A 26,267-nucleotide genomic window follows, 5' to 3' on the forward strand; every position below is an offset into this window, starting at 1 on the left:
CAATGTTTGGAAAACAGAGCCGATGGATCAAACAAACATATCTGAAACCTGAATCGAAGAGAGTGATTTGAGGAAATCGCAGAAAATTGTGGAAAAACCATACAGTATTTTTTACTGTTTATTTTTTAACATATCGTATTGAGGAGTGTTGGGATGAAAAATCTGGCTGTTGTCGTTTTTATTTTAGCTGCTGCTGTGTCATTTGCCGGGGAAGGAAAGCATCTGTTTATTTTGTCCGGGCAGTCAAATATGGCGCGTTTTGACCCCAATGTGTCGTTTGCGCCTGCGGTTGAAAAAGAGTTCGGCAAAGAGAATGTGATTGTAGTGAAGGATGCGCTGGGCGGGCAGCCGATCAGCCGCTGGTACAAAGATTGGAAAGACGCAGACGGTGTGGTTCCGGAATCAACCGGCGATCTGTATGACCGGCTGATGGACATTGTGAATCCGGCGATTGAAAGGCAGCAGATCGCAACGGTTACGTTTATCTGGATGCAGGGCGAGCGCGATGCCCGCGAAAAATACGGATCTGTTTATGAGAAAAGCCTCAACGGACTGGTGGATCAGCTGGGCAAAGATCTGAGCCGGGATGACATCAATGTGGTGGTCGGCCGGATCAGCGATTTTGATTTAGAGAATAAACTCTATCCAGACTGGACCAAAGTGCGCGAAGCACAGGTTCACTTTGCTGAAAACTTCCCGCGCGGCGCCTGGATCGATACTGACGATTGCAACACCGGCCTGAACCATCAGGGAAAAAACGTGACCGATGACCTGCATATGTCTGTTGACGGCTATAAACTCATGGGCGAACGCTATGCCGAAAAAGCCATTGAGCTGATTAAAAAATAAATTTCTAAACGATCGGCCGCAACGGGACTGAAGGGCTATTCTTTCATCCCGAACAGCTTCATGATTTTCGCTGCCGGGCAGAATCCGGTGAAGGCCGACTGGATCAGGTTGATGCCGATAAAGGCGGTGAACAGCAGCCACCATTTGCTGCCTGCGGCGACCAACAGAACCGATGCCAGAATCATGACCCCGGCGAATACGCGTACTCCGTTTTCTACTTTCATGACTGCCTCCTTTACTGATTCAGGAACGCGGTGAAGGCTGCGGTTTCCGGGGCGACGGATCCTCCCATCATTTTTGCAACGGTTCCCCCGAACATACGGCCCATCAATCCCGCATTCATTGTAGCGACATAGACTGATCCGTCACTTTTTTCGTAAACCGAAATGGTGCAGGGCATCATCAGCGAGACGTACATGGAATCGTCGTCATTCAGAATTTCCGCGGCATAGTGCGGCTCGCAGATTTTCAGCAGGGTCACGCGCGGTGCGGTCTGTCCGCGTTTGGCCAGACTTTTCTGCATGTCCATGTTGCTGGAAATGACCCAGCCTCCGTTGGTCACGGCGCTTTCGATTTTTTGAACGGTCTCTTCGTAGGAAAGCGGGCTGACGCGTTCTTTCAGCATCAGTCCCGGCGCGGCCAGTTTGGCAATGACTGCGAACAGTACGAATCCGATGATGATTCCTGTAAGTATCTTTTTCATTTGCTTCTCCTGGTCATTGCCCACGAATCACACGAATATTCACGAATGGAATTTACTGTACTCTTTCAGGATTCGTGTTCATTCGTGTGATTCGTGGGCGGTTTTTTAAAAGCTATATCTCGCGGCGAGCGCGATGTTGCTGTCATCCTCGAACTGTCCGAAGAATGTGTGGTTGTGGTTTCCGATAAAAATATTGCCGCGCGCTTCGATCAGCCAGTTGTCGGTCAGCTTGTAGGAGACGTTGGGGCGCAGGTAAGCGTCCTGATCGGTGGGCGACCAGTAGGTAAACAGACCGAGCGTCAGGTTCTGGTTCATCAGCATTTGGGTCAGGCGCAGCGTGATCACATGGCGGTCTTCGTCACGACGCGGGCCGGATGCGGTTTGCTGATACTCATCATAATCCATCATGTGCTCGATGTAGTACTGAACCGAGCCGGTCAGGTCGGTTGCCAGCTCGTGCTCGTAGCCGGCCAGAACGCGGAATTCGCTGTTGGGCGTGAACGGATCAGTTCCGTCGCGGTCATCGCGTGAGTCGTAATACCCTGCTTCAAGATTGGCGATGCCGCCGGCCAGCGCGCCGCGCGCACTGGCGCCGTACACGGACAGTTTCGGGAAGGTGTTTTGCATGGTGCTCAAATCATACCCCTGTGGCGTTTTCCAGAACCCATTATACCCGTATCCCGCGATTTCCCAACCCTGGAAATTCCGGTAGATGCGCAGGGCAATCTCGTCATCTTCAAACCAGTCGTCGGGCTTATCGGTTTGCAGGTCGGCGCCGGTCAGACCCGTTCCGCCCCAGTAGGAAAAGCGCTCGCCGTCGATAAAGCGGTCGGAATCGAAGCGCGGTATATAGGCGACATCAATGGTCGCGAAGGAGGGGAAAAAGCTCACGAACAGCGCGTCAGACGGCGCCTTGAGGTATTCCTCATCGCGTCCGGCAAAGAACGATTTCCAATCCTTGGAAAACAGATCGTTGATGAACAGCAGGTCGCCGGTTCCCCACGTCAGGATCTGGCGCCCGACCTTCACGTCCGCCCAGTACACCGGCGTAAAGAGCACATTCAGCTCGCGCAGGTCGATCGGCCCTTCGCCGGTTTCCAGATCAATATGATCGTGATTATTCGCCACGCCGTCGTAGAGAAAATCCGAGCGCGCCGTCAGCGTGAACAGATCGTGATACCAGATGCTGTTGAGCTGGAGGCGGGCTTCGCTCAAGGTTTCGTCATCAGAATTCGGATCACTCTGAATTCGGACGCCGTAGCGCGCATCCACGAACCCGTGAAGCTCCTGAGCGAAGCTCGGCGAAAGATGAAAGATGAAAGATGAAATCAGAAAAAGGGTTTTCAGTTTTTTCATGCTGCTGCTCCAGCTGTTTTTAATGGCCACAAAAAACACAAAAAGTCACAAGAATGGTCACTTCCCTATCGTGCGTTTTAATGCATCTAAACCAGGCGTTCTTGAGGCTAAGAATCCAGTTCTTTTCGGGTAGAGCACGAGGACTTTTCCAAACGCAGTTGGCTTGTTAGATTTAATGATTACGAAATGTGGATAGAAGAAACATAAGTCAATGATGTTATGGATATCACTCAACTTGAGTTCATCTGATTTAAAGAAGCCCTGCAGGTGAATCCCGTCAGGGGTGAGAGATACATGACAACTGCTTCTGCCCAACCATAAAAGCAGAAGGGCGCATAAACCAAATATTACAGACCCAATGGTAGTGATGACAATGTCGTCAGAATCTGAAAACCAGATGCCTACAGAGGCGATCAGAAAAAAGGTGCCGAGGAGGATGTCTAAAAACTTTCTGACAAATGTAGCTTTAGATGATATTCTTTTCATTTTTTTGGATAGTTTTCTTTTTGATTTTTTGTGTTTTTTGTGGCTAACACTCTCTACTTCGTTGCTTCTCTGGGAGGTCTTCTCAGGAAGCGTTCGGTGAAGATCATGTCTTTGAGGCCGATGTTGTATTGAACGCTGCTGAAGCTGTTGACGGTGTAGGTGCCGCGGGCGAGGTCGTCGACGCGCGACTCGGTGACGGTCGGGAAGCCCTGAATAGTTTCGATTTTCGTTGCTTCAACGCGGCGATAGAGCTTGCCGTTTTGGTCGAGGTATTCGGCTTTAACCGGCAGGAAGGTTTCTTTGTCGATCTGCACGGTATATTTGCTGAAGTCGACGGAGCCGGGATCCTTCGGAACGTTTTTGACGATGTACTGCGTGTCGGTTTCGTCGATCAGCTCATGTGTGTCTTCCCACAGCGCGCGGCCTGAAACATCCTCGTAGACAAAGTCGGAGCCGACAAAGCTGGTGCGTTTGTCGCCGGGCGCGATCGGCTTCACCAGATTGAGCGCGGGCAGGAATAGCCAGCGGCTGTCGTCTTTGCCCTGTTCAACTTCTTTCCAGACCATGAATACCTGGCGGCGCACATCGGCCGGTTCCTTGAAGTAGACATAAAACTTCTGGGTTCCGTTGCCGGTGTTGAGGCGCAGGATGCGGAACTCGCGTTCGCGTGTGCCGCCGCCGGCATCGGTGATCACCATTTTGACATCAGCTTGACCGTCAGATCCTGCATAATATGAAGCTTGGTTTGCTTTGTCGACGATCTCGTCGACGGTCAGAGCGAATGCGTTGATTGATACCAGAGTCAGTATTGCTGTGATCCACTTTTTCATTTCTGATCCTCCATTTTGATAGCCCAAATAATTTCACCGCGGATTACGCTGATGAAGACGGATTATAGGGAATAAGAATCCGTATAAATCCGCGTTATCAGCGGTTAATAACAATTAGTTTCATTCGTGTTCATTCGTGGTTTTCCTAAATAAGTATTTTTTCAATCCGGTTGCTAAGGCTGCCAATATAAATAACGTCGCCAGCCACGAGACGGCCATAATGGTGGCGAGGAAGAAGCCGACGGTGCGGTAGGGCGTGAGCGGCGCGAAGAGCAGCGGCGTGAAGCCGAGCGAGATGGTGATGGCGTTGCGGCTAATGGCCATGGCCGGTTCCTTGAACATTTCCTTGATGGCTTCCTGCCAGCTGCCGAATTTTTTCTGCAGCTCGCGAGCGCGCTCGAGGAAGTGGATGGCAAAGTCGACGCTCAGTCCCAGCGTGAGCGAGGAGAGGACGGCGACCGGCATGTCGTAGTCTTTGCCGACCCAGCCGAGCAGGCCGTAGATGAAGGTGATGGTGACGCTGAGCGGGATCATCGCCAGCAGGCCGAAGAGCGGCGAGCGGAACAGAACCATCATCATGATCAGCACAACGATGAAGCTGCTGCCGAGCGCGGAGAGCATGCCGGTGACCATGCGATCCTGCCAGACGACGTTGAGGTAGGTCAGTCCGGCCCACTCAACACTCATCGGAACCGGCGGCGGGTTGGCGGCGATCCAGTCGGCGGCTTCTTCTGTGACGGCGGACATATCGGTGTTGTCGCCACTGGTGAGCTGCACCCAGATATTGGCGTCCTGATAGTCGCGCGTGACGAGGTGGAACAGGCTGTCTTTTTTCTTCATGCCTTCGAGCTGGATGAAAACCTGTCCGCAGGCGGCGGCGGTGTCCGGTACGCTGTAGTTGGCATCGTTTTTCTGATCGATGGCATCTTTGAGGTCTGCCGGCACGCTGGACGGATCAATGTACTGCAGTTCATACGATGCTTTCTTGAGCGCGTCGACCGCGCTGCTGGTTTTTCCAATCTTTGGAAACGCTTCGAGGTGATCCTGCAGTTTTGCGATCCAGCGCAGCATGTCCGGCTGTTTCATCGGTGGCGCGGTGATTTCGGCTTTCTGTTCATAGAGGAAATCGACGAAAGAAAGCGCGGTGTATTCATCGGTAACTTCCAAAGCCGCTTCTCTCAAATCTTCACCGCTCAAACCTTCCAAGGAGGCTGAGCCTCCACCCTTAAGGGTTTCCAATGCTTGTGAAATAGCAGGCCTGTCGGTGCTACCGACTTCCAAGATTTGGAAAAAGACCGTGGTGTTTTCGAGCGCGGCGGGTTCCATGTAGTTAATGTCGTCGGCGAGTTTCATCCACGGGCCGCTGACGGCGTCGTCGATTTTCTGCGCCTCGTTGATGAGGGTGACGAAGCATTCGTCCGGGTTGCAGCTGGAGACGTTGCTGTATTTTGCGTGCTGCAGGTCGAGCAGGGCGGTGAACTGCCTGGTCTGCTCCGGCAGTTTTTCGGTAAAGCGCTCCTGGGCCGCGGCTCTCATCTTGACGAGGGCTTCTGTGCAGGTGCAGGCGTCCGAGGTTTTCGGGGTGAAGGTGAGGTAGGCGGTGTAGGTGCCGCCGAAGTGGTGGTTGAGCACCGCGTCGGCAACACGGATTCGATGGGTTTTCGTGAACCACTTAACCGGGTTGTCGTTGACCTGGATACGCTGGATTCCGATGGCGGAGATGATGACGACCAGACTGCTCAGCACCAGAATCAGTTTCCAATGGTTGTAAGAGAAGGTTCCGGTTTTTTCGAGCAGGCCGTCGAGCCCGCGGCGGGTGTGGTGCTCTTCTTTATCGGGAAGCGCATCGAGCATTTTTTTCGGGACGAAGAGCATGATGTAGGCGGGCACGAAGGTCATGGTGAGCACCCACGCCAGCGCGACCCCGAAGGCGACGTGCGCACCGAATACTTTGACCGGCGGGATCGGGGTGAAGATGAGCGAGGCGAATCCGGCGATGGTGGTGAGCGAGGTGTAGAGCATCGGCATGAAGAGGTGGCCGATGACGTGCTTGACCGTTTCTTTTTTGTCGCGGAAGCGGTGATAGGCGTCAAAGAATTCGCTGAGGATGTGGACCGAGTCGGCGACAGCGATCGGCATGAGGAAGATGGCGATCATGGAGCTCATGATGTGTACGTCGAAGCCGAGGCCGATTAAGAGACCCATGGTGCAGATGACGCTGACGATGGCGACGAGCATCGGCGCAATGATGAGAGAGAGCCGACGGAAGAAGAGCAGCAGGAGCAGGAAGATGACGAGTCCGGCCAACGGCGCAGAGCTGGCCATCTGGACGAGCATTTCGATGCCGAAGGTGTCCTGTGCGACCGGCTGGCCGGTAATGTAGACCTGGTCTTCGACAGGCCAGTCGGCGGTCAGTTTTTCGACGAGGTTGGCGACGTTGTAACTGTAGGTTTTTGCAACGATGGGAATGTAAAGCGCGACCGCTTTCCCGTCCTCGGAAACGAGCGTTCCTTTGTAGAGCGGGTTGTTCATGGCGTCGTCGCGGATGACCAGTGCCTCTTCGCGCGTTGTCGGCGGCTCTTCCATCAGGTACTCGATTTTGAGCGAACCCTGATCCGCCTGTTTGATGTTATCGACCACCGGCGGGCTGATCAGTTCCGGTTTGATGATGGCGCTGTTGCCGTCTTCGTCGAACAGGTGGTTCACGTCGTGGCGGAATACCTTTTCGAGAATCCGTTTGCCTGCGCTTGCGGGCTGAAGATCGGGAACGAAGGTTTCCGGTACGGTGATCTCGGGCAGACCGTCGGCGTTCTGCCGCAGGCTGAGCAGCTGTTTGGTGAGTGTGTGGATGCGACCGAGCGTTTCGACGTTGAAGACGCCGTCCGGGTTGTTGGTGTTGACGATTCCGGCGATAACGAAATCGTAGAGTGCGTACTTTTCTTTGGTGCGGTTATGAAAGACCCGGACCGGTTCGTCAGGGGAGAGCATGTTTTCGGGGTCGTTGTCGAACTGGACCTTCGGGAACTGCTCGGTGCCGAAGATGACTGCGGCCAGTACCAGCAGAACGACGATCCAAGGGAAACGGAGGCTGAAGTGTGTCAGTTTTAGTTTCATGATATGTTCCTCAAAAAATTAACCGCGAAAGAACGCAGAGATCGCAAAGAAAAGAACCGGGATTAATCCTGCAGCCTGAGAGACGGTTTTTTTACTTTTTGCGAATTTCTTAATTTCAAATTTATAGGATCCGAAATTGATCAGGAGCCCATGCTCTTTGCCGGCACCTTTGAGGTAATGGATGAGTTGTGCCTGATGTTCTGCTGTTATTGTCTTACAGGCTTTGAGTTCCACGATGAGTTCATCTTCAATAAACAAATCGGCGTAGTATTCTCCGATTTCGGTGCCGTCTTCGTCGTAGATGAGTAAGCGGTGCTGCTGTTTTACATCCAATCCGGTTTTACGGAGACGGTGAGACAGAGCGTTCTCATAAACCTTTTCCAGGTATCCATTTCCGTGATATTCATGAACTGCGTAGGCGGTTTCTTGAACCTGATCACAAAGGGCAATGATTTGGTCTGTGTTCATTGTTTTTCCTTTTGCGTTCCTTGCGTTCTTTTGTGGTTACAGATTCTCAAAATCCTCTTTTGTGCAGTGGGTGCAGATGCAGTTCAAAATGGAGAGGGGGCGGGGATCGGAAATGGAATACCACATTTCCTTGCCGCGGCGTTCGCCGGCAAGCAGTCCGACACGCCGCATCTGATTGAGATGCTGAGAGACGACGGCCTGCGGAAATCCTGTTTCTTTGATCAGCGCATGCACGGGCACCTCCTGTTCCCGTTCGAGAATCTCAATGATACGCAGTCGTTGCGGATGTGCGAGCATTTTCAAAGTCTGTGCTGCACGTTCCAGTGCTTCAACGGTCAGCCGTCCTTCGCGAATACATGAGTGGGTCGTTTTCATAACGAAAACATATTAAAAAATTAAAATATGTCAATATCATGGTTTCCTGGATGATGTGCCGCGCGGACTTTCAATCTTCTGCCGAATTCGGAACACTGTTGTGATGAAGGCATTTTTGAACAGACATGATCTGATTTTAATGGAGGCCGCCGTCGTTGAGCGGCTGAGACGATGTAGCGGAGTGTCATTGCATTCGACACTGGTGAATGCGCCTTTAATTTATGATGAAGAGGGTTGCGCGGCCCTGTCTTCGATTTATCGGGAATATATGCAGGTCGCAGAAGAGACCGGAATCCCACTGATTCTCTGTACTCCGACCTGGAGGGCGAACCGCGAGCGGGTGGATGCGTCCGGAGTGAAGGGGTCCATTAATACCGATGCGGTGCAGTTTATGCGGTCTCTGAACAGTGGGCGAACAGATGTTCGCATTGGAGGAATGCTCGGTTGCCGCAATGACTGCTATAAGCCGGAGGAGGGATTATCTTCTACAGAGGCAGAAGCATTTCATGCGTGGCAGATCAATCAGCTGGCCGACGCGGGGGTCGATTTTCTGCTGGCAGAAACCCTGCCGTTTGTTGAAGAAGCAGAGGGCATTGCCAAGGCGGTGGCTGCGACCGACGTGCCGTATGTGATCAGTTTTGTAATTTCACGCGATGGGCATGTTCTGGACGGAACTCCACTGCTGGATGCAGTTCGTCGAGTGGATGCTGCTGTAGACCGTAAACCGATGGGATTTATGGTCAACTGTGCCTATCCGACCTTTCTGTGCGTTGATGATCAGCCGCCGGAGCTCTTTGACCGACTGATCGGTTATCAGGCAAATGCTTCCTCGCTGGACCACTGCGATCTGGATAATGCGGATCAGCTGCAGTCTGAATCGGTTGAAGAGTGGGCCGCGGAAATGCGCCGTCTCAACCGGGCGTTCGGCATGAAAATTCTCGGGGGATGCTGCGGAACGACGGCCGATCATTTGCGGGCGATGCTGAGCTCCTGATGTTTCCAAACCTTGGAAAATCAGGATGCAGAAGAGTCGTTTGATTTGGTTCGGATCAGGCAGGTGAACGGAATGGCGCCGAGGCCGATAGCGGCGGAAAGCTGGTAAGTGGTGACGAATCCAAAGCGGTCGGCGAAGATGCCGACGAGCAGGGCAACGATGGAGCCGGCGAAAAAGTTGAGCGTCATGAAGACCCCGTTTGCGAAGGAGGGCCGGTCGGTTTCCAGATCGTGAATCATGGCCATGAACACGGGCGTGTTGGCGAAAAGAACCAGTCCCATCAGCGCGATCAGCACCCACTGCCACGGCGCAGAGGCAATGGTGAACAGTCCCATCAGGACCGGACTGAGAACGGCCACGGCAATGAGGATGGCTTTGCGCCCGATTCTGTCGGACCAGGTTCCGGCCAGCAGGGCGCCTGCCGCGCCGGTCAGTTCCATGAGGGCCAGAGCGACGGCTGCGGTTTTAATGGAGCTTCCGGTTGAGACCATGTAGGCGGGTAGAAACGTGGAGAGCGCGGTTTTGGAGAAAGCGCGCAGGAGCATAACCGGAGTGATGCTTGCAAAGAAGGGAGTGATTTCCCGGACGGTTTGTCCGAGAGGGGCTTTTTCGGTTTTTTGCTGGTGCTGAATATGCCGCTTATCGATTTTACGCAGGTTCAGGAACAGAACCAGCGATGCGACCAGTCCGAACGGGATCAGCCGCCAGATTCCTTCCAGTCCCCACCAGGAGACGGCGGCGGTGACGAGCAGCGGCCCCAAGGTGCGGGCCATTTCCCCGCCGAACATAAAAAAGCTCATACCGCGCCCAATTTTATCGCCGGAGACCTGCCGCATGAGAACCGGCGCGGTGACATGGAACACGGCGGCACTGATGCCGAAAACGAAAAAGAGAATACCGAGAGCGGCTACGGAGGGAGCGATCCCCAGCAGGCACATGCAGGTGATGGTGACGACCGGTGCGGCAACAATGGCCGAGCGGATTACCAGCCGGTCGGCCATTAAACCGATCAGTGGATTGAGCAGGGCCGGGATACGCTGAATAACCGTAAGCAGTCCTGCGATCGCATAGTTGAACCCGAGTTTTTGAGTCAGCAGCGGAATCAGCGGGGCGAAAAACGATGCAAATACATCGTGCAGCAGGTGTGCGGCGGCAATGGACAGCACATTTCCGGTTTTAAACTGCTTTTTCATGATGAATAAAAAGGAGGTTTGGACACGGGTATCCAAACCTCCGCTTTCTCAGTCATCCACTCCTCTTAATGGTCGCAGGCGTTGGCGCCGGAAACGAGCGTTCCGTTCATCCAGGCGGTGACCAGTTCTTCAGACGGAGCAGACGGAGCGCCGACGACGACCTGAATGTCGTTCTGCACAAAGATCTGCTGGGCGCGCTGACCCATACCGCCGGCAATAATCATGTTGGCACCCTGTTCATGGAGCCATGCGGGAATAACGCCGGGTTCGTGCGGCGGCGGGGTCATTGCCTCACAATCGGTGATGGTTTTTGTTTCGGGATCGACGGTGAGAATTTCAAACTGCTGGCAGTGCCCGAAATGCATGCACAGTTTTCCTTCAGCGGTAGGGATTGCGATTTTCATTTTCTTCTCCTGACTTGTGCGAGGAACCATTCGGGTTCCTGGCGTTCTTTAAAGTTTGTGTAGAGCCGTTCAGCGATTTCTTTAATTTTCGGTGTTGTAAAGATGCGGGCGTGGCTGGTGCATACCTTGATGCAGGCGGCGCACCAGATGCATTTTGAGTCGTCGGTCTGCGGGCCGTCTTCAGTCATTGTGATGGCGTTGGTTGGGCAGAAGGTTTCGCACAGGCCGCACTTGATGCAGTTGTTGTTGGATCCGGTTGCCGCGACACCGGGCGGGTTCATTGTTTCTTTCACATACGGCGTGCTGCCGGGGACGGACGGCGTTGCGAACGGTCCGCCGCCAGCGAGCTTTTTCTGAACGAGTACGGCGAATTCCGCAGCTTTTTCCAGGTCGGCGGCGTCGGGGCGGCCGACCGCAATCGGAAACTCTTTCCGTGTGAAGGAGTGCTCTCCGATGAAGGTGGCGGCGGCGGCGACCTCAAAACCCTGTTCAGTGCAGAGCTGGGTCAGCTCGAGCAGGGCGTCGTCCACTTTGGCATTACCGTAGACAGCGATGGCGACGGCTTTGGCTCCGTTTCCCTGAACGGCTTTAACGCGCTCAGTGGCGACGCCGGGCAGGCGTCCGCTGTAGATCGGCATGACGATCACGACGACATCGTCCGGACCGAATGTTTTTTCGATTGCGGCCTTTGTGATGTCGAATGATTCCCCTGCTTCGACGTTCAGGTTTTCCTGAACCGCCTTGGCAACGGTTGCCCCGGTCTGGGTCGGTGAAAAGAAAAGGGTATGCGCTTTCATGAACTTAATCCTCCCACTCTTTGTCTTCGATGGCAATCAGGCAGTCGGCTCCGGTCCAGACCAGCTCGCAGTCCGGAACAACCATAACGGGCGCCTGCCGGATCTGGCGGTGGTCAAGGCCGCGTTGAGTCAGTTCGTCAATCAGGTCCTGCATGTGTTCTTCAGCAGACAGGATTTCGTGTTTGAATTCTTTCAGCGCGGCTTTGACCTGTTCGCAGATCGGGCAGTTGCGGCTGGTGTAGAGTTTAATCGGTTTCATTAGTTTCTTTCGTTTAGAGTGATAACGGTTCCGGCCGGGCAGGGCCTGACCTTTCCTGGAAATTCGCGCCAGAGTTGTGCGGCGGCATCAAAACCGGTGCAGTGACACGGGAAAATGCAGCGGATCTTCAGCTTGCGAAGCGCTTTGATCGTCTTATTCATTCGGTTCGCAGACGCACTGTGCAGGTGCATGCCGCCGATGACGGTGTGGATCGGGCGATTTTCGGTCAGGCTCCGAATGTACTGGAGTGTATTAATCACGCCGGAATGAGCGCAGCCCAGAATCACAGTGGTTCCGTTTTCGCTTTCAACGAATGCGGCCTGGTCATCCGGAAGAGTATCCGGTTCGGTGCCGGCAACATTACAGAAAAACGGTCCGCCGGTATTTTCAAAATCGGTCGTGCGCGGAACCGGGCCGGTCAGGCGCAGTCCGCCGGGCAGTTCGACCGGTGCTTCGGTGCGGACCCAGTCCGCCTGCTGAAGCAGTGCGTTCCGGTCTGCCTCAGGCATCGCGACGGAACGGCTCTCCATTTGTCTGTAGCAGACAAATTTTGATTCGATGACTGCGGGATGGGCGTAAACTTTCGGGTGTTCCATCATAGCCAGCGCCGTATGAAGTCCGCCGGTATGGTCGTAATGACCGTGGCTCAGCACCACGGTTTTTACATCGGCAAGACTCAGGCCCAGTTTTTCGAGGTTGTGTTTCAGCACGAAGCCCTGGCCGGTGTCGAACAGAATCTTTTCACCACCGGTTTCGATCAGAAACGCGAGGCCGTGCTCGGCGAGGATGCCGAGCTTGCCTGCGGTGTTTTCCGCCAGAACGGTGATCCGGAGATTGTTCATCAGGCCTCCTGTTTTGCGGTCGGACATGAACTGCTGCTTGAGCAGCTGCTGCAGCCGCTGTCACATGTGGCGGGTTCTTTTCCGGGCAGCAGTTGCAGCGCTGTATCAATCTGTTCGACCGCTTTTTCAAAAGCGACTGCAGTGGCGGACTCGCCGTGGTGCTCCAGAAAACTGCGGCCTTCGTCGCCGCAAAGGCCGATGGCGGGATCGATGGGAATCCGTCCGAGAAATGCTTCGTTGAATTTTTCGGCGGTTTTGCGTCCGCCGTCTTTTCCGAACAGATGAACTTCTTCGCCGCACTTCGGGCAGACGAATCCGCTCATGTTTTCAAGGATTCCAAGGATTGGAAGATTGAGTTTGCGGCAGAACTGAATGGACTTGCGCACATCGGCGGCTGCGATTTCCTGAGGTGTGGTGACCACCACGCCGCCATCGGGAGAGTTGATCAGCTGGCAGACGGAAAGCGGTTCGTCACCGGTGCCGGGCGGGCAGTCGATAATCAGATAGTCGAGACGGCCCCAGTTCACCTGTCCAAGCATTTGCTCAAGAATGCCGTTTTTTGCCGGTCCGCGTACGATGATGGCCTGGTCAGGATGTGCAATCATGAAACCGGCGGACATCAGTTTGATTCCGTTTGCGGTGACCGGATTGATCGCGTCATTCGTCTGCGTGGCGGTCTGTCCGACCAGATTGAACAGCGTCGGGACGCTGGGGCCATGGATATCGGCATCGAGCAGGCCGACCGAAAATCCTTTTGCGGCCAGCGACATGGCCAGATTGGCCGACACTGTGCTTTTGCCGACGCCGCCCTTTCCGGACAGGACGACAATTTTATGTTTGATGGCGCTCATTCGCAGTTGAACTGCGGACGGTTCGTTTACTTCATGTTCTGACATATTTTCTCCCACAAGGTTTTGATTGAGGTTGCTGCGGGTCCATCGTTCCACTCCACGATGCTTCGTGCCTGAATCTGGGCGTGAGTAATGGAGGCGTCGTATGGAATCCGCTCTAAAACAGTTGCTCCGGCCTGAACCGCGGCATCTTCGATGCGCGCGCTCATTTCCGGGTTAATATCCCATTTATTGACGCTGATAAAAGCCGGGATTTTAAAATGTCGCGTCAGTTCGAGCACGCGCAGCAGGTCATGTTTGCCGGAAAGGGTTGGTTCTGTAATTACCAATACGGCGTCGGTTCCGCCGATGGAGGCGATGACCGGGCAGCCGGTTCCGGGCGGGCCATCGATGATCAGCCAGTCCGCTTCGGTCTTTTCCGCGAGCTGTTTCGCCTGTTGTCGCACCGTATTAACCAGTTTGCCTGAATTTTCGGCGGCGATTTCCAGTTTTGCGTGCACCATCGGTCCGTAGCGGGTGTCCGAGTGGAACCAGTTGCCGCACAGACATTCCGGAAAGTCGATCGCTTTGGCGGGACAGAATTGCACACAGACGCCGCATCCTTCGCAGGCGAACGGATTGATGCGGAATGTTCCATCCTGTTCGATTACGGCATCGAAGCGGCAGAGTTCCATGCACTGTCCGCATCCGGTGCATTCATTTTCGCGGATGACGGCTTCGTGCCCGCTGAAAAATTCATGCTGTTCCTGAACATCGGGGTTCAGCAGCAGATACAGATCGGCAGCGTCGACATCGCAGTCTGCCAGTACTGCATTCCGGGCCAATGCTGCAAATGAACCGGTGACGCTGGTTTTTCCGGTTCCGCCTTTTCCGCTGATAATGACCAGTTCCTTCATTGGGAAACCTCCGTCTGGATGCTGCGGATGATGTTGCGGAACCCGGCGTTCAGCGCCGGCTCGGCCTGCAAAAGGCTGTCACCGCGTGAGTAGGCTTTTGCAATTTCCCGTGATTCGGGAATCTGCAGCAGAATCGAAATGGTTTCTTCCTCGCAGTAGCGGACAACCCGGTCATCGCCGGCGTCGGAGCGATTGATCACAACGCTGAAGGGGAGCCCAAGTTTACGAACGGTTTCCACCGCCAGCTTCAGATCGTTGAGGCCGAACGGAGTGGGCTCGGTGACGAGCACGACAAAATCACAGCCGGAGACTGCGGTAATCATCGGACAGGACGTCCCGGGCGGAGAATCAATGATGACCGGCAGGTCGGGGGCTGCTTTTTTTGCAGCCCGGATCAGCGGCGGAGCCATGGCGCAGCCGATCTTCAGGCGGCCTTCGAGCGTTGTGATGGTTCCGCTTTGTCCGCAGCTCAGTTCGCCGATCACTTTGGGGATTTCTGTAATGGCATTGGCCGGACAGATTCGAGTGCATCCACCGCAGCTGTGGCACAGTTCCGGAAAAACCATGACCCCTTTGCCTGCGACCGCAATGGCATTATAGGTGCAAAAACTGCTGCAGGCGCCGCAGCCTGTGCATTTTTCGGCGTCAATGTTCGGCACCGGTATAGTTACGTCTGTCCGGGATTTCAGCCCGGGTTTCAGAAAGAATGCACTGTTGGGTTCTTCGACGTCGCTATCGATCAGGCAAACTGGAGAGTCAAAAGCCTGAGCCAGCGCAACAGATACGGTGGTTTTGCCGGTGCCGCCTTTCCCGGATGCTACTGCAATTTTCATTGTTTCGCTTTCTCCATCAGAACGTGTGTTCCAAGCGGCTGTCCGGAGGCGTTGGCCACCATGGGACATTTTACCTTAAAGAGGAAAAAGATCTGCCGTGGATTTTCGTTGAGGGTTTCGAAATTTCCCTGGCCCTTTGAGATAACCAGATCGGCAGAGTTGAAAAGGGCGCGGAACTTATCATTGCACTGTTCCAGATCGGTTCCCGGAACATCGTTACCGTTTCCAATGATTGGAACCAGGTCGTGAAGACCCGCAAGGCGGGCATCTTCTTCGAGGGCATCGTTGAGGATCGGCGCGCCGCGGACCGCCAGCGTTACGCGTTCCGGACCGAGCTGTTCAATCAGCAGCCGGTCAAAAACAATCTCTCCGGCGTTGTCTCCGAGATAGAGAATGGATTCTGCGTTTTCGACAGCGGTGCGGAATGCGTCAAGGTCGCCTTCGAGCGGCTCTTCGGACGCATGTTCGACAGCGCTGAGCACTTCGTTTTCGCTCAGTCCGTTTTTTGCGCCGAGGTCGATGATGTTGCCGGCAATGGCGAAGTGTGCGGCGCTGGTCAGCGGATCGTCTGATGTTGAAACATCGGCTCGGAGCTTTGGGAGCAAATGCAGCGCCAGTTCGTTATGGGCTTTTTTCTGATCCCGGTAGAGATCGTTTATGCCGGTTTTTGTTTTCAGCTTTTTATGCAGCCTTTGTGCGATAACCGGCGGAGTGTTGTTCCAGTTTTCGTTGGCCAGGTCCTGAAGGGATTCCCGAAGAATTTCTTCGTGAACCGCCGGGTCTTCAGAGATCAGGCGGCCGGCATCCAGGATCTGGCGGACAAAACAGGGAAGACAGTCGAGACAGGTTTTCATGCCCAGTGTCCTTCGACATCGGCGCCGGAAGCGGCGGTCAGCTGACCGTTTTTGAAGAGATCGAGTGCGTCCTGAATGGTGGCGGCTTCGGTGTTGTAGACGGCAATGTTCGATGCACTGAGAATTCGGAACGCTTTGGGGCCGCAGTGGCCGGTGATGACGGCTTTGGCTCCGGTTGATGCAACGTTCTGAGCGGCCTGGATTCCGGCGCCCTGTGCGGCATTCAGATTCTGTTCGTTCGGTTCATAAGCCGTTTCTCCGGTTTCTGTGTCGAGCACGAGAAAGCCGGGCGCGCGCCCGAAACGGCGGTCGAGGGCGGCGGACAGGGTCGGTTCTGCTGCGGTAAATGCAATTTTCATTCGGCCAGTTCCTCCAGAAGACCTGCTGCCAGACTGACGCAGGCAGAGCAGGGCATGATGCGGTTTCTTCGAATATCCCGGCAGGCTGCATACCCGCCGGCCTTTTCTTTAAATCGTTCGGTCAGTTGTTCTCTGCGGGGTTCGCCAACCAGTTCGCGGGCGGCATGCAGTGCGCCGCAAAGCCCTTCGGGGGCCCGTCCGTTCCCTGCTGTGGCGAAGACTTCCGCGTGGATTGATGCGGGATCTTTTCGCTCTTTCCACGCCAGAGCAACAGACTGTGCACAGTTGCTCTGGCGTGTTTGGAAGTATTCCGAGGCTGTCTCTTGCATTATGGCTCTCCGAGTGCTTCAATTTGCTGTTGAATTTGAGCCATTTGCGCTTTGAGCGCGTCGATCTGAGCCTCTTTGTCCATCGGTTGGGCGGGAGCCTGCGGTGCGTTCCACCATCCGGCAAAGCACCGGTTGCGGAATCCGAAGCCCATGCCGCGGCCCATACCACGACCCATTCCGCGGCCGAAGCCGCCACCCATTGCGTATCCGGGTGCGTTGTTGCCGGCACAGATTCCCATGCCGCGTCCGGTCATCGGGCCTGCGCCCGCCGGTCCTGTTCTGTCTCCTCCTGGCATTTTATTGTCCTCCTTCGGATAGTTCTTCAATGCCGATGGCTTTGCCCAGCACAAGGGCTTCCGCCACCTTCTTATGTGCCCGTTTCAGAATCAGTCCGAGCGTCTGGCGGGAAACTCCCATTTGCGCTGCGGCCTGTTCCTGATACATGCCTTCGAGATCGGTCAGGCGGATTGCCTCCAGTTCGTCGGCAGCCAGTTCGACCGTTTCCAGCTCACGCATCGGAATGCCGCGCGGCTTAAAATAGGTTGAGCCGGCCCGGCATCGGATGTGTCGTTGTATTTGAGGTCTAGGCATGCCAGATAAATGGCATATGCCAAAAACAGTGTCCAATGGTTTTTGTGATTTTTTTGGTCAGGCGGTTTTGTTTTCCGGGGGCGTCCAGAACGGTCTGCTGTTTTTGAGACATCCGTTGAGGATGGAGGGGACGGTCATCAAAAACGTCGGGCCAGATCGTTATCGGGCGTGCGGTGCTGTGTTACGACTGAAGAAAGTCCCTGTATTTCATGTCTTCGACCAGAATATGATCGGACCACCAGTCGTGAAGGTAGCGGAGCAGTTCTTCCGGAACGTCGTGGAAGCCGAGCATGGTGTGTTTGCAAAGGTCGACGATTTTTTTACGGTAAGCAAGATGTTCTTTTTTATGAGCTTTCAGGTCGGGATATTCTACTGTTTTGAGCAGGTTTTCCTCGGTTCGGAAATGGATCTGAGCATACTGGGTCATATTGTGCAGGATGTCTGATACGGTTTCAGAGGAGGTGGTTACGTCTGGAGTGCCCGTCAGTCTGTTCAGCATCTCAATGAGTTGTCGGTGCTGACGGTCGATTTCCGGATGGCCGATGTTAAATTTGTCTGTCCAATTGATCTTTTCCATGATGTCGCCTTGCGGGAATAAATTAGTAAAATAATAAATTTATCCTGAAATCAGGGGAGAAGGAAACCTATAATGGGCTTTCAATCTACGGAAATTTCCGGTTCACTCTCCGCCCCTATGAGAAAAGAAAACAGCAGAGTTGTCGCCGCACGCATTATTGCCCGCTGGATGGAGAAGGGGGAATTTCCTGATCGTCAGCTGGCGGATGTGAAACAGGATCGCGGTTTTATTACGGAACTGGTTTACGGCGTGGTGCGCCGCAAGCTGACGCTGGAGTATATCGAGCAGAAGTTTGTGCACCGCCGTCCGGAAAACCTGATTCTGGCCGCCTTGCACGTCGGAGTCTATCAGCTCTGTTTCATGGATAACGTCGAAGAGTTCGCTGCCATCAACGAGAGCGTCGGCGTAATCAAGGCCAGTCGCCATCGCGATGCCGCCCGTGCGGCGGGGATGGTGAATGCGGTTCTGCGCAATGTGCAGGATGAAAAAGAGGCGATTCTGAAAAACCTCGAACGGCAGGACGACGACATCCGCACCTCGCACCCGGAGCCTCTGGTGTATCGCTGGCGCAAGCAGTACGGCGAACGCGACACCCGCCGTTTGTGCGAATGGAACAACATTCCGCCGGAAACGATCATTCGCGTGGAAACCACCAAAGTCACTCCCTCCAATTTCATGAAAGAGCTGGAACTGGCCGGAATCGACGCAAAACCGCATCCTTTCCAATGTTTGGAAACATTTATTACGCTGCCGCGCGGTGTGCCGGTGTTTAAAGTGCCGGGCTACGACCAAGGCTGGTTCACCGTGCAGGACCCGGCCACTTCAGCATCCGTTGAACTGCTCGACCCGATGCCCGGCGAGAGTATTCTGGATGCCTGCGCCGCTCCCGGCGGGAAAACCGCTATGATCGCCGGAATGATGGAAGGAGAGGGTGAGCTGGTTGCCATGGATGTGCATGATGACCGCCTTGAGACCCTGCGCGATACCGTTAAACGCACCGGATGGAATTTCATTGAAATCGTCAAAGGCGATGCGGGACGGGGATTCCCAGCGTCTGGAAAAACCTTTGATGCAGTTCTGCTCGATGTTCCCTGCATGAATACCGGCGTGCTGCGCCGCCGGGCCGATGCGCGCTGGCGCTTTACCCGCGACCGCATTGAAATGCTCAAGAAGACTCAGTGGAAAATTCTTACTGCAATGTCGAAGTCAGTGAAGCCGGGCGGACGGCTGGTTTACAGCACCTGTTCCCTGGAGCAGGAGGAAAACGAGGAGCTGGTCAGCCGCTGGGTGCGGGAAAATAAAGACTGGCGACTGGCAAAGGCCAAACGTTTGTTTCCTCCGAAATCCGGCACCGACGGCGCATATGCGGCGCTGCTGGTTCGGGCGCGGGACTGAAATTCAGCGGGTCTGTTCTTGTCTGGTTTTGTTGAGGAATGGTAGCTTGCGCGTTCAATATTTCAGGTTGTTTCGGCAACCAGTAAACGGGCAGTTTTATCATGCAAAAAGTAGTTTCTGTTTTCTGTTTCATGGCATTGATCGTTTTCCCCGTGATGGGCAATACGGTGCTGGTTTTGTCGAATGGCGACCGACTGAAAGGCGCGGCGGTTCACGAAAAAAACGGTGTGATTCATTTTACCTCTGATGTTCTGGGGAAAATGACGCTTCAGAAAAGCCAGGTGAAGGAAATCATCCCCCCGCCGCCGGCAAAAACTCATGCCGCGCAAACGCCCGCCGCTGCTCCCGTCAAACTGGTGGCGGTTCCTGCGGTAAAAGCCGTGGCAAAGCAGGCGGCTCCCAAAAAGGAGGCTGCGAAAGCCGCGCCGAAGCCGAAAAAATACTGGTCCGGCAATATCGGTGTTTCTGTGAATACACACCATGCAGAATATCAGCAGCGGGCAGGATCCAACCTGAAACGTTACGAAAAAGACACCGACTACCTTCGGCTGACCACCAAGGTGAAATGGGACAGAGGCCGGCATCATCTGGAGTGGAACGGCAGTTACGTGTATTCCGAGGTTAATGAAAATAAGAATAATGATCTGTATCGCTGGAGTCAGCGGTATCGTTGTGATCTGACGGACGAATGGTTCGGGCAGTCGGAAACCTCATACGAACATAACTATTTGCGAATTCTCTCCAAAGAAGTGCAGCAGTTCAGCGGGCTCGGTTGGCGTCCGGTTAAGCAGCCGCTGCTGACGCTGGATGTTGTGCCGGGAGTCAATTACTATTACCGCGATCAGGCAGACGAGCAGACAGAGGGGGTCTCTCCCGGATTCCAGCAGAACCTGACCTCAAAACTGAGTCAGGACCTGACTCTTTTTCAGGGATTTACTTATACGGGATATCCCGACCAGTATTACTACAAATTTAATGCCGGACTGAATAATCGTCTCATCAAAAACTTGTCGCTGAGGCTGGAGTATAAATATGAGATGGATGCGAATGTGGAGGACGGCGCCGACCCGTTCAAGCAGCGACAGTTGATCAGCAGTATTCAGTATCGGTTCTAACGACCTTTTCGGGGCGTGAAACCCGCACCTTTTCTCTTTGCGCTGCTGTGGCTTATATCTATACTGCGCAACTATGAAGGCCTTGGATGTCAACCTCAGGAATGAAGCCGTTCGCTGGCAGGAAAAACTGTTCCGGCGTTCGCTTCGGCGTCAAACCCGGCTTTGCAAACTCCGGCAGTTGCTCGGCACAACCGCGAATCAGGACTGTCTGGAAATCACTGCCGGGGACGGAGTGATTTCTCAGCAGCTGCGCCTCGACGGCGGGAACTGGAAAACCATGGTCACCGACTCCGCTGCGCGGGACGCCATGCAGTTTTTTGTAGAACACCCGATCAGCGTCTTTGAGGACAATACCATTGATCTGCCCGATCACAGTTTTGACGCGGTGGTGATTGTCGATGCTTTGGAACGGGTGCTTGCTGATCGTGCACTGATTCGGGAATGTCACCGGGTGCTGCGGCCCGACGGACGGCTGGTGATTACTGCACAGCGCAAACTGCATTTCTGCCTGGGAAGCTGTCCGATCCGGGCCTTGCTGGGACTTTCATGGCGGCGCAAAGGGATGGCCCGCCCCGGCTACACAACGCGTGAGTTTTTTGATGTGCTCAAGGACGGATTTGACGTGCCGGAAACCATCACTTATTCCACCTGCTGTGTGGAAGGCCTCGGACTGTTTTGCGAAGCCGCCGCCAATAAACTGGCCGGCGGTCCCTACAATATGCCATCGGTCGACACAGACACGGAGCAGTTTTATCACTACACCAAACTGTACACGTTCGGCACGGTGGTCTATCCGCTGATGTGGCTGTTTTCAAAAATCGAAAAAGCAATGGGCTGTATCCTGCCCGGCCACAACATGGCCGCCAAAACCAAACGTCGCGTCTGGCGGGAACGCCGCACTCCGCAGCTGATCGACGGCCGCTCTATCGCCGAAGCCGCCCTCAACACCAAAATCGGTACTGCCGCACCGTTTTAGGATTGGAATGCTGGCGTGATGGATTAATGGAATTGATCCGCGATCGGTGGTCGTGGATTGGGAGAATGCGATGAACAGTCATGAAGTGGATTACGAAATTCTGGGCGACGACCTTCAGGTGGTGGAGGTGGAACTGGATCCCGGCGAAACGGTGATTGCCGAAGCCGGAGCCATGAACTACATGGAAGAGGGTATCGCCTTCGAAGCAAAAATGGGTGACGGCTCCAATCCGAATGAGGGATTCATGGGCAAGCTGATGAGTGTCGGCAAGCGGGCGCTGACCGGCGAGTCCATTTTTATGACCCACTTCACCAACATTGGTTCCGGCAAAAAACGGGTTTCGTTTTCGGCTCCCTATCCCGGCAAAATTCAGGCGCTGGACCTGTCACAGATTGGAGGACGGTTTATCTGCCAGAAAGATGCGTTCCTGTGTGCCGCCAAAGGAACGAACGTCAGCATTGCCTTTACCCAGCGCATGGGGGCGGGATTTTTCGGCGGCGAGGGCTTTATTCTCCAGAAACTGGAAGGCGACGGCATGGCCTTTGTTCATGCCGGTGGAACGATCGTCAGAAAAGAGCTGGCCGGAGAGTCGCTCAAGGTCGATACCGGCTGCATTGTCGGGTTCAGCGGAAACATCGACTATTCCATCGAACGCGCAGGCAGCCTGAAGTCCATGTTCTTCGGTGGCGAAGGGCTGTTCCTTGCCACGCTGCGCGGAACCGGAACCGTTTATCTGCAGAGCCTGCCGTTCTCCCGTCTGTGCGACCGCATTCTCGCGCACGCTCCCGTTCAGAACAACGGCCGGCGACAGGGCGAAGGCTCCGTGCTCGGTGTTGTCGGCGACCTGATTGGTGGGCGATAATTGAAACGGTACCAGCTGAATTCAGAAAGCGCTGTCCCCTTATCAGATCATGAGTGAAACGATTGGCAAATGTCTCGGAATTCCGATCCGCATTCACGACGACCGGAAGATCGTCTGTTGCGACGATCTGGAATTTCCCTGCGGTTGGAAAGAGGGCGACGGGTACTTTCTGGTGCGCCTTTACGAGGGGGTGATCTGTGTGGGCTGGGTCAACGGAAACCACGAGATGAATATCGAATTCCGCGGCAGCGACCCCGATAACCTCATTCGCGAAGTGACCCGGCAGGACTTTGTCGATAAACCCCATGCCGCTTACATCGCTGCCGAAATCATGCTTGCCTATCGCTGTCTGGTTGATGGCTCAGAATATGTCCAGCGGTAGGGTACAGGGTTCCAATGTTTGGAAATTCACCGTTGTCTGCTGAAAAAAAAGAAGGCGCCCCGCAATCAGCGGGGCAGCCCTGATTATTGGTTGAGCAGAACGAGTGCGCGGTCGTTGTCGTCCGTAGAGAGCACGGCCAGACAGGTTTCGTCCGAGACCGGAGCGCTGGCGTAGAGATACTGAATGTTCACTCCGCCGTTGCCGATCTTTTCGCAAACCCTGCTCAACATGCCTGGGGAGTGTTCCATGGACACTTCCACAGAGTTGACTTCTTCCGGGGCATAGTTATGCGCGCGCAGCGCATCGACTGCCCGGAGATTATCATCGGTTACCAGCCGGACAACCCCCTTGTTTCCGTCCTCCACCCAAGCTGCCGCCGCCCGAATATTCACGCCTTTATCGGCAACAATCCGGGTGAGCTGCGCCAGAATGCCGATATCGTTGAATACGCGGACGGACACCTCCTTGCAGTGTTTTGCGGTGATCATGCTTCCTCACCTCCCCTTCGGTTACAATTGTCTTCCTGAGGGGCCGGTTTGTCCAGTCTTGAAATGTCTGTTATGTGCAGAATTCAGGTGCGGGGCGGTCAAATAACGTGATTTTTATGCTGACCCGTTCCCTGGCGGGATTACAATCCCAATAGAGGGGAGGGAGAGCTATGAAAACATTGGTTTTAGTTCGACATGGCAAGGCTGCCCACCGTCACGGTGGCGAAGATATAGACCGTCCACTTACTCATCGGGGCCGGGCGGATTCTGAGCAGATGGCGGAAAAATTCCATGAACTCGGTGTGCAGGTTCATGCCGTTCTCAGCAGTCCGGCGCTGCGCGCAGAAACCACCGCGAAATGTTTTGCCGACTGGGCGGTGCTTCCGGTTGGACTCGACGAACGTCTCTACGATGCCGGAGTGCCGGATCTGCTGGATGTCGTGCAGGGCGCCGAGGATTTCCAGGAAACCATCCTTCTGGTCGGGCATAACCCCGGCATCAGCGAGTTCCTGCGGGTGCTGCTGGATCGTCATCATGGCGACATGCCGGCCGCCTCCGTGGCAGTCATCAACTTCGATGTTCCCGAATGGGTGGATGTCGTCGCCGGCAGCGGAGACCTGGAATGGTTTATGGATCCCAAAATACTCGAAGCGGAAAACGAAACCGCCTGAGGGGCTGAGAGTCGACAGAGGAACAGAGGCGCAACAGCATTTCTATGCCTTTTTGTTTCGAATGAGTTTCCAATGTCTTTTGAATCAGAATTCAAAAGCCCCTTCGTCAGTCAAACGCATTGGCGACTGCGGGACAGGTGATGCGCCCGTCGCGCATATTGAGCGCCGCCGCACGGCCGGGGCCCTTTGCCAGAAATCCGTCGAGGCCGAGTCCGGCCAGCTCCCGGCACCAGGCGAGCGTTGCGTTGCACAGCGCGTGGCTGCTGGTGCGGCCGACGGCACCGGGCATGTTGGTGACGCAGTAATGCACCACATTGTCGACAATGTAGACCGGTTTGCTGTGTGTGGTCGGTTTGCTGGTTTCACAGCATCCTCCCTGATCGATGCAGACATCGACAATGGCTGCGCCCCGTTCCATTTTTTTTACCAGTGAACGAGGAACCAGCGACGGCGCCTTGGCGCCGGGAATCAGAACCGCCCCGATGATAAGGTCAGCCTCAAGGGCGTACTGTTCAATGGCATGCGGTTCGCAGTAAATGGTTGTTACATTCGGCGGCATGATTTCGTCGAGTCGCCGCAGTCGATCGAGGTTGATGTCCATAATCGTCACATTGGCTCCGAGGCCGGCCGCCACATGCGCGGCGTTGCTGCCGACCACACCTCCGCCGAGGACCAGCACGTTCGCCGGAGCCACCCCGGCCACCCCGCCGAGCAGGATGCCGCGCCCCATCACCGGCCGTTCCAGACACTTGGCTCCTTCCTGAACTGACATTTTTCCCGCCACCTCGCTCATCGGCGTCAGCAGCGGCAGTCCGCCGTGGTCATCCGTCAGCGTTTCATAGGCGACTGCGGAAATGCCGCGGTCCAGGCATTGGAATGTCAACTCGCGCGAACTGGCGAAGTGGAAATAGCAGAAGACGATTTGGTTGCGGCGCAGCAGGGCGATTTCTTCGGGCTGCGGCTCCTTTACTTTCACGACCATGTCTGCCCGGTCGTAAATGTCGGCGGCAGTATCGACAATCTGTGCGCCGGCCTGCTGGTATTCGTTGTTGGTAAAACCGCTTCCGAGCCCGGTATCCTTTTCGATCAGAACCGTGTGCCCGTCCTGTGTCAGCAGCTGAACCCCTACCGGGAGCATCGCCGTGCGATATTCGTCCTTCTTGATCTCACGCGGAACGCCGATTTTCATATCTGCCTCCCTTCGGTCGCAAGTATAAGCTCCAATGTTTGAAAAGGCTCTTCTGATGTTGTAAGTTTTTTGAATGGCTTTTGATCCGGCAAAGCATCATCGGCGGTCGATTCGGTTGAAAGGCCACGATTATTCGGGCGGCGGGCTCTATTTCATCACGCTGTGTGCCCATCGCGAATTCATTGCAGCGGCGGGGGCGACATGCATGTCGCCCGTACGGGAAATTATTGCGGAAGAATGGATGCGGTGCGGCGAGGTGCGCGATGATGTGTTTCCCGGTGAATTTGTTGTGATGCCCGATCATTTTCATGGATTGATCAAAATTCGTCCCGGCCAGTCCGAATTAGGACATGTCATCGGTTCATTTAAAGCCGCAGTTTCACGGCGAATCCGCGGTAGGGGCGACTCGCAAGTCGCCCTCTCTTCCGACACCGCCCCGAATGTGCGCATCTGGCACCGCAATTATTATGAAATGATCGTCCGCACGCCCGAAGCCGCCGAAAACATTCGCCAGTACATCCGCATGAACCCGTGGAAATGCATTCAGAATTTTGGCAACGGGCTGCGCGGCATGGGAAACCCCGCCCTGTGGAATGCCGAAAAACTCGGCGTCCTGTGTTCGCGCGTCGGGGCGGCACGCATGCCGCCCATTCCCGATGCTGCTGTTTATCTCGGCGGCTTCCATTCCCCGCCCGAAAAGCAAATCCTCGAAGAGCTTCTGAAGCGCCGCGCCAAAATCATCATCTGCCCCGCTTGGGATTTGGGATCTATACGGGCGACATGCATGTCGCCCCTGCAAGAAAACCGCCTGCTCATTTTGGAAATGAAAAACCGCGATGGAAATTTGGCTGCCGCCGAAGCCCGCAACCGCTTCGTCATTCAAAACGCCGACCGCCTCTACACGCCCCTCATCACTCCCGGCGGCATGTTAGACCGGCTCCTGCGGGAGCATGGGTAGCCGCAAAAGCGTGCAGAGAACGCAAAGATTCCAACGTTCGGAAACGTAAACGCGACGTTCTCATCGCGTTGTTCAAGGGAGAGATTCTGCCACAATCTGATCCGGACCGAGCAGAAGAAGAGAAGGGCAAAACCATTCAGGAGCGCCAGATTCTAAGATTCATTGGCTGACCCCTGCGCTAAAAAGACACAGGCAGGAATAAAAAATGCTTAATAAATAGTCATGCTGTTCTCTTTTAGAAGGGAACTTGTTTCAAGCGAGGGGAAACCGT

Annotated in this window: 33 protein-coding genes; 9 read left to right on the forward strand and 24 right to left on the reverse strand. The window is 54.7% G+C overall.

Annotated elements, in window-relative coordinates:
• The first annotated feature begins 153 nt into the window (after window positions 1–153).
• Window positions 154–849 carry a sialate O-acetylesterase gene (locus GT409_RS08240; protein WP_160628624.1) on the forward strand — a complete coding sequence of 232 codons (696 nt, stop codon included), beginning with the start codon at window positions 154–156 and terminating at the stop codon, window positions 847–849.
• A 35-nt stretch (window positions 850–884) separates the two neighbouring features.
• On the opposite strand, the gene GT409_RS08245 is transcribed toward GT409_RS08240, so the two are convergent.
• From GT409_RS08245 to GT409_RS08280, 8 genes are all read right to left on the reverse strand, one after another.
• A complete protein-coding gene (locus tag GT409_RS08245) occupies window positions 885–1,073 on the reverse strand; it encodes a YgaP family membrane protein (RefSeq protein WP_160628625.1) in 189 nt (62 codons plus the stop codon).
• Window positions 1,074–1,084: 11 nt separating this feature from the next.
• Window positions 1,085–1,552: a DUF302 domain-containing protein gene (locus GT409_RS08250; RefSeq protein ID WP_160628626.1), complete on the reverse strand. Its 468-nt coding sequence runs from the start codon at window positions 1,550–1,552 to the stop codon at window positions 1,085–1,087.
• A 105-nt stretch (window positions 1,553–1,657) separates the two neighbouring features.
• Complete coding sequence (locus GT409_RS08255; protein ID WP_160628627.1) at window positions 1,658–2,908, reverse strand: hypothetical protein; 1,251 nt, start codon at window positions 2,906–2,908, stop codon at window positions 1,658–1,660.
• A 57-nt stretch (window positions 2,909–2,965) separates the two neighbouring features.
• Complete coding sequence (locus GT409_RS08260; RefSeq protein ID WP_160628628.1) at window positions 2,966–3,394, reverse strand: hypothetical protein; 429 nt, start codon at window positions 3,392–3,394, stop codon at window positions 2,966–2,968.
• Window positions 3,395–3,447: 53 nt separating this feature from the next.
• Entirely contained in the window at window positions 3,448–4,224 is a 777-nt protein-coding gene (locus GT409_RS08265) for an outer membrane lipoprotein-sorting protein (protein WP_160628629.1), read from the reverse strand.
• A gap of 120 nt (window positions 4,225–4,344) precedes the next feature.
• The gene (locus GT409_RS08270) at window positions 4,345–7,338 is read right to left on the reverse strand and encodes an efflux RND transporter permease subunit (protein ID WP_160628630.1); all 2,994 of its coding nucleotides are present in this window, start codon (window positions 7,336–7,338) and stop codon (window positions 4,345–4,347) included.
• A gap of 18 nt (window positions 7,339–7,356) precedes the next feature.
• Window positions 7,357–7,806 carry a GxxExxY protein gene (locus tag GT409_RS08275; protein WP_160628631.1) on the reverse strand — a complete coding sequence of 150 codons (450 nt, stop codon included), beginning with the start codon at window positions 7,804–7,806 and terminating at the stop codon, window positions 7,357–7,359.
• A gap of 36 nt (window positions 7,807–7,842) precedes the next feature.
• Window positions 7,843–8,181 (reverse strand): ArsR/SmtB family transcription factor, encoded by a 339-nt coding sequence (locus GT409_RS08280; RefSeq protein ID WP_160628632.1) that lies wholly within the window; start codon window positions 8,179–8,181, stop codon window positions 7,843–7,845.
• A 115-nt stretch (window positions 8,182–8,296) separates the two neighbouring features.
• Here GT409_RS08280 and GT409_RS08285 point away from each other — a divergent pair, with 115 nt between their 5' ends.
• The gene (locus GT409_RS08285; protein WP_160628633.1) at window positions 8,297–9,175 is read left to right on the forward strand and encodes a homocysteine S-methyltransferase family protein; all 879 of its coding nucleotides are present in this window, start codon (window positions 8,297–8,299) and stop codon (window positions 9,173–9,175) included.
• Between the two features lie 20 nt (window positions 9,176–9,195).
• Here GT409_RS08285 and GT409_RS08290 read toward each other — a convergent pair whose 3' ends face one another.
• The 14 genes from GT409_RS08290 to GT409_RS08355 all read right to left on the reverse strand — a co-directional run bounded on the left by GT409_RS08290 (window position 9,196) and on the right by GT409_RS08355 (window position 17,960).
• The gene (locus GT409_RS08290) at window positions 9,196–10,368 is read right to left on the reverse strand and encodes an MFS transporter (protein ID WP_160628634.1); all 1,173 of its coding nucleotides are present in this window, start codon (window positions 10,366–10,368) and stop codon (window positions 9,196–9,198) included.
• 65 nt (window positions 10,369–10,433) lie between these two features.
• The gene (locus GT409_RS08295; protein WP_160628635.1) at window positions 10,434–10,772 is read right to left on the reverse strand and encodes a NifB/NifX family molybdenum-iron cluster-binding protein; all 339 of its coding nucleotides are present in this window, start codon (window positions 10,770–10,772) and stop codon (window positions 10,434–10,436) included.
• Window positions 10,769–11,569 (reverse strand): 4Fe-4S binding protein, encoded by an 801-nt coding sequence (locus tag GT409_RS08300; RefSeq protein WP_160628636.1) that lies wholly within the window; start codon window positions 11,567–11,569, stop codon window positions 10,769–10,771. The genes GT409_RS08295 and GT409_RS08300 overlap by 4 nt, the downstream gene beginning before the upstream one ends.
• Before the next feature lie 4 nt (window positions 11,570–11,573).
• A complete protein-coding gene (locus GT409_RS08305) occupies window positions 11,574–11,828 on the reverse strand; it encodes a glutaredoxin domain-containing protein (protein WP_160628637.1) in 255 nt (84 codons plus the stop codon).
• Entirely contained in the window at window positions 11,828–12,670 is an 843-nt protein-coding gene (locus tag GT409_RS08310) for an MBL fold metallo-hydrolase (protein ID WP_160628638.1), read from the reverse strand. Before GT409_RS08310 ends, GT409_RS08305 begins: the two co-directional genes overlap by 1 nt.
• Window positions 12,670–13,566: an Mrp/NBP35 family ATP-binding protein gene (locus GT409_RS08315; protein WP_233231504.1), complete on the reverse strand. Its 897-nt coding sequence runs from the start codon at window positions 13,564–13,566 to the stop codon at window positions 12,670–12,672. Before GT409_RS08315 ends, GT409_RS08310 begins: the two co-directional genes overlap by 1 nt.
• Complete coding sequence (locus GT409_RS08320; RefSeq protein ID WP_160628639.1) at window positions 13,548–14,417, reverse strand: ATP-binding protein; 870 nt, start codon at window positions 14,415–14,417, stop codon at window positions 13,548–13,550. Before GT409_RS08320 ends, GT409_RS08315 begins: the two co-directional genes overlap by 19 nt.
• Window positions 14,414–15,250, reverse strand: a complete 837-nt coding sequence (locus GT409_RS08325) for an ATP-binding protein (protein WP_160628640.1) — start codon at window positions 15,248–15,250, stop codon at window positions 14,414–14,416. Before GT409_RS08325 ends, GT409_RS08320 begins: the two co-directional genes overlap by 4 nt.
• Window positions 15,247–16,104, reverse strand: coding sequence for a damage-control phosphatase ARMT1 family protein (locus GT409_RS08330; RefSeq protein WP_160628641.1), 858 nt, complete (start codon window positions 16,102–16,104; stop codon window positions 15,247–15,249). The genes GT409_RS08325 and GT409_RS08330 overlap by 4 nt, the downstream gene beginning before the upstream one ends.
• Complete coding sequence (locus GT409_RS08335; RefSeq protein WP_160628642.1) at window positions 16,101–16,463, reverse strand: NifB/NifX family molybdenum-iron cluster-binding protein; 363 nt, start codon at window positions 16,461–16,463, stop codon at window positions 16,101–16,103. Before GT409_RS08335 ends, GT409_RS08330 begins: the two co-directional genes overlap by 4 nt.
• Window positions 16,460–16,792, reverse strand: a complete 333-nt coding sequence (locus tag GT409_RS08340) for a hypothetical protein (RefSeq protein ID WP_160628643.1) — start codon at window positions 16,790–16,792, stop codon at window positions 16,460–16,462. The genes GT409_RS08335 and GT409_RS08340 overlap by 4 nt, the downstream gene beginning before the upstream one ends.
• Window positions 16,792–17,088, reverse strand: coding sequence for a DUF5320 domain-containing protein (locus tag GT409_RS08345; RefSeq protein ID WP_160628644.1), 297 nt, complete (start codon window positions 17,086–17,088; stop codon window positions 16,792–16,794). Before GT409_RS08345 ends, GT409_RS08340 begins: the two co-directional genes overlap by 1 nt.
• A gap of 1 nt (window position 17,089) precedes the next feature.
• Complete coding sequence (locus GT409_RS08350; RefSeq protein WP_160628645.1) at window positions 17,090–17,383, reverse strand: DUF134 domain-containing protein; 294 nt, start codon at window positions 17,381–17,383, stop codon at window positions 17,090–17,092.
• A gap of 181 nt (window positions 17,384–17,564) precedes the next feature.
• The gene (locus tag GT409_RS08355) at window positions 17,565–17,960 is read right to left on the reverse strand and encodes a bacteriohemerythrin (protein WP_160628646.1); all 396 of its coding nucleotides are present in this window, start codon (window positions 17,958–17,960) and stop codon (window positions 17,565–17,567) included.
• 117 nt (window positions 17,961–18,077) lie between these two features.
• On the opposite strand from GT409_RS08355, the gene rsmB reads away from it, so the two are divergent.
• From rsmB to GT409_RS08380, 5 genes are all read left to right on the forward strand, one after another.
• A complete protein-coding gene (gene rsmB / locus GT409_RS08360; RefSeq protein WP_160628647.1) occupies window positions 18,078–19,355 on the forward strand; it encodes a 16S rRNA (cytosine(967)-C(5))-methyltransferase RsmB in 1,278 nt (425 codons plus the stop codon).
• 101 nt (window positions 19,356–19,456) lie between these two features.
• Complete coding sequence (locus GT409_RS08365) at window positions 19,457–20,470, forward strand: DUF481 domain-containing protein (protein WP_160628648.1); 1,014 nt, start codon at window positions 19,457–19,459, stop codon at window positions 20,468–20,470.
• Window positions 20,471–20,543: 73 nt separating this feature from the next.
• Window positions 20,544–21,446: a class I SAM-dependent methyltransferase gene (locus tag GT409_RS08370; protein ID WP_160628649.1), complete on the forward strand. Its 903-nt coding sequence runs from the start codon at window positions 20,544–20,546 to the stop codon at window positions 21,444–21,446.
• 70 nt (window positions 21,447–21,516) lie between these two features.
• Window positions 21,517–22,308, forward strand: coding sequence for a TIGR00266 family protein (locus tag GT409_RS08375; RefSeq protein ID WP_160628650.1), 792 nt, complete (start codon window positions 21,517–21,519; stop codon window positions 22,306–22,308).
• 49 nt (window positions 22,309–22,357) lie between these two features.
• Window positions 22,358–22,690, forward strand: a complete 333-nt coding sequence (locus GT409_RS08380) for a DUF4346 domain-containing protein (RefSeq protein ID WP_160628651.1) — start codon at window positions 22,358–22,360, stop codon at window positions 22,688–22,690.
• Window positions 22,691–22,773: 83 nt separating this feature from the next.
• On the opposite strand, the gene GT409_RS08385 is transcribed toward GT409_RS08380, so the two are convergent.
• Window positions 22,774–23,178 carry an ACT domain-containing protein gene (locus GT409_RS08385; RefSeq protein ID WP_160628652.1) on the reverse strand — a complete coding sequence of 135 codons (405 nt, stop codon included), beginning with the start codon at window positions 23,176–23,178 and terminating at the stop codon, window positions 22,774–22,776.
• 170 nt (window positions 23,179–23,348) lie between these two features.
• Between GT409_RS08385 and GT409_RS08390 the strand changes: the two genes are divergently transcribed.
• Window positions 23,349–23,849 carry a SixA phosphatase family protein gene (locus tag GT409_RS08390; RefSeq protein ID WP_160628653.1) on the forward strand — a complete coding sequence of 167 codons (501 nt, stop codon included), beginning with the start codon at window positions 23,349–23,351 and terminating at the stop codon, window positions 23,847–23,849.
• 106 nt (window positions 23,850–23,955) lie between these two features.
• Here GT409_RS08390 and ald read toward each other — a convergent pair whose 3' ends face one another.
• Window positions 23,956–25,038: an alanine dehydrogenase gene (gene ald / locus GT409_RS08395; RefSeq protein ID WP_160628654.1), complete on the reverse strand. Its 1,083-nt coding sequence runs from the start codon at window positions 25,036–25,038 to the stop codon at window positions 23,956–23,958.
• A gap of 73 nt (window positions 25,039–25,111) precedes the next feature.
• Between ald and GT409_RS08400 the strand changes: the two genes are divergently transcribed.
• Complete coding sequence (locus tag GT409_RS08400) at window positions 25,112–25,996, forward strand: transposase (protein WP_160628655.1); 885 nt, start codon at window positions 25,112–25,114, stop codon at window positions 25,994–25,996.
• The last annotated feature ends 271 nt before the right edge of the window (window positions 25,997–26,267 follow it).

Origin of the sequence: Tichowtungia aerotolerans, assembly GCF_009905215.1 — a bacterium.
GTDB classification, from domain to species: Bacteria; Verrucomicrobiota; Kiritimatiellia; order Kiritimatiellales; family Tichowtungiaceae; genus Tichowtungia; species Tichowtungia aerotolerans.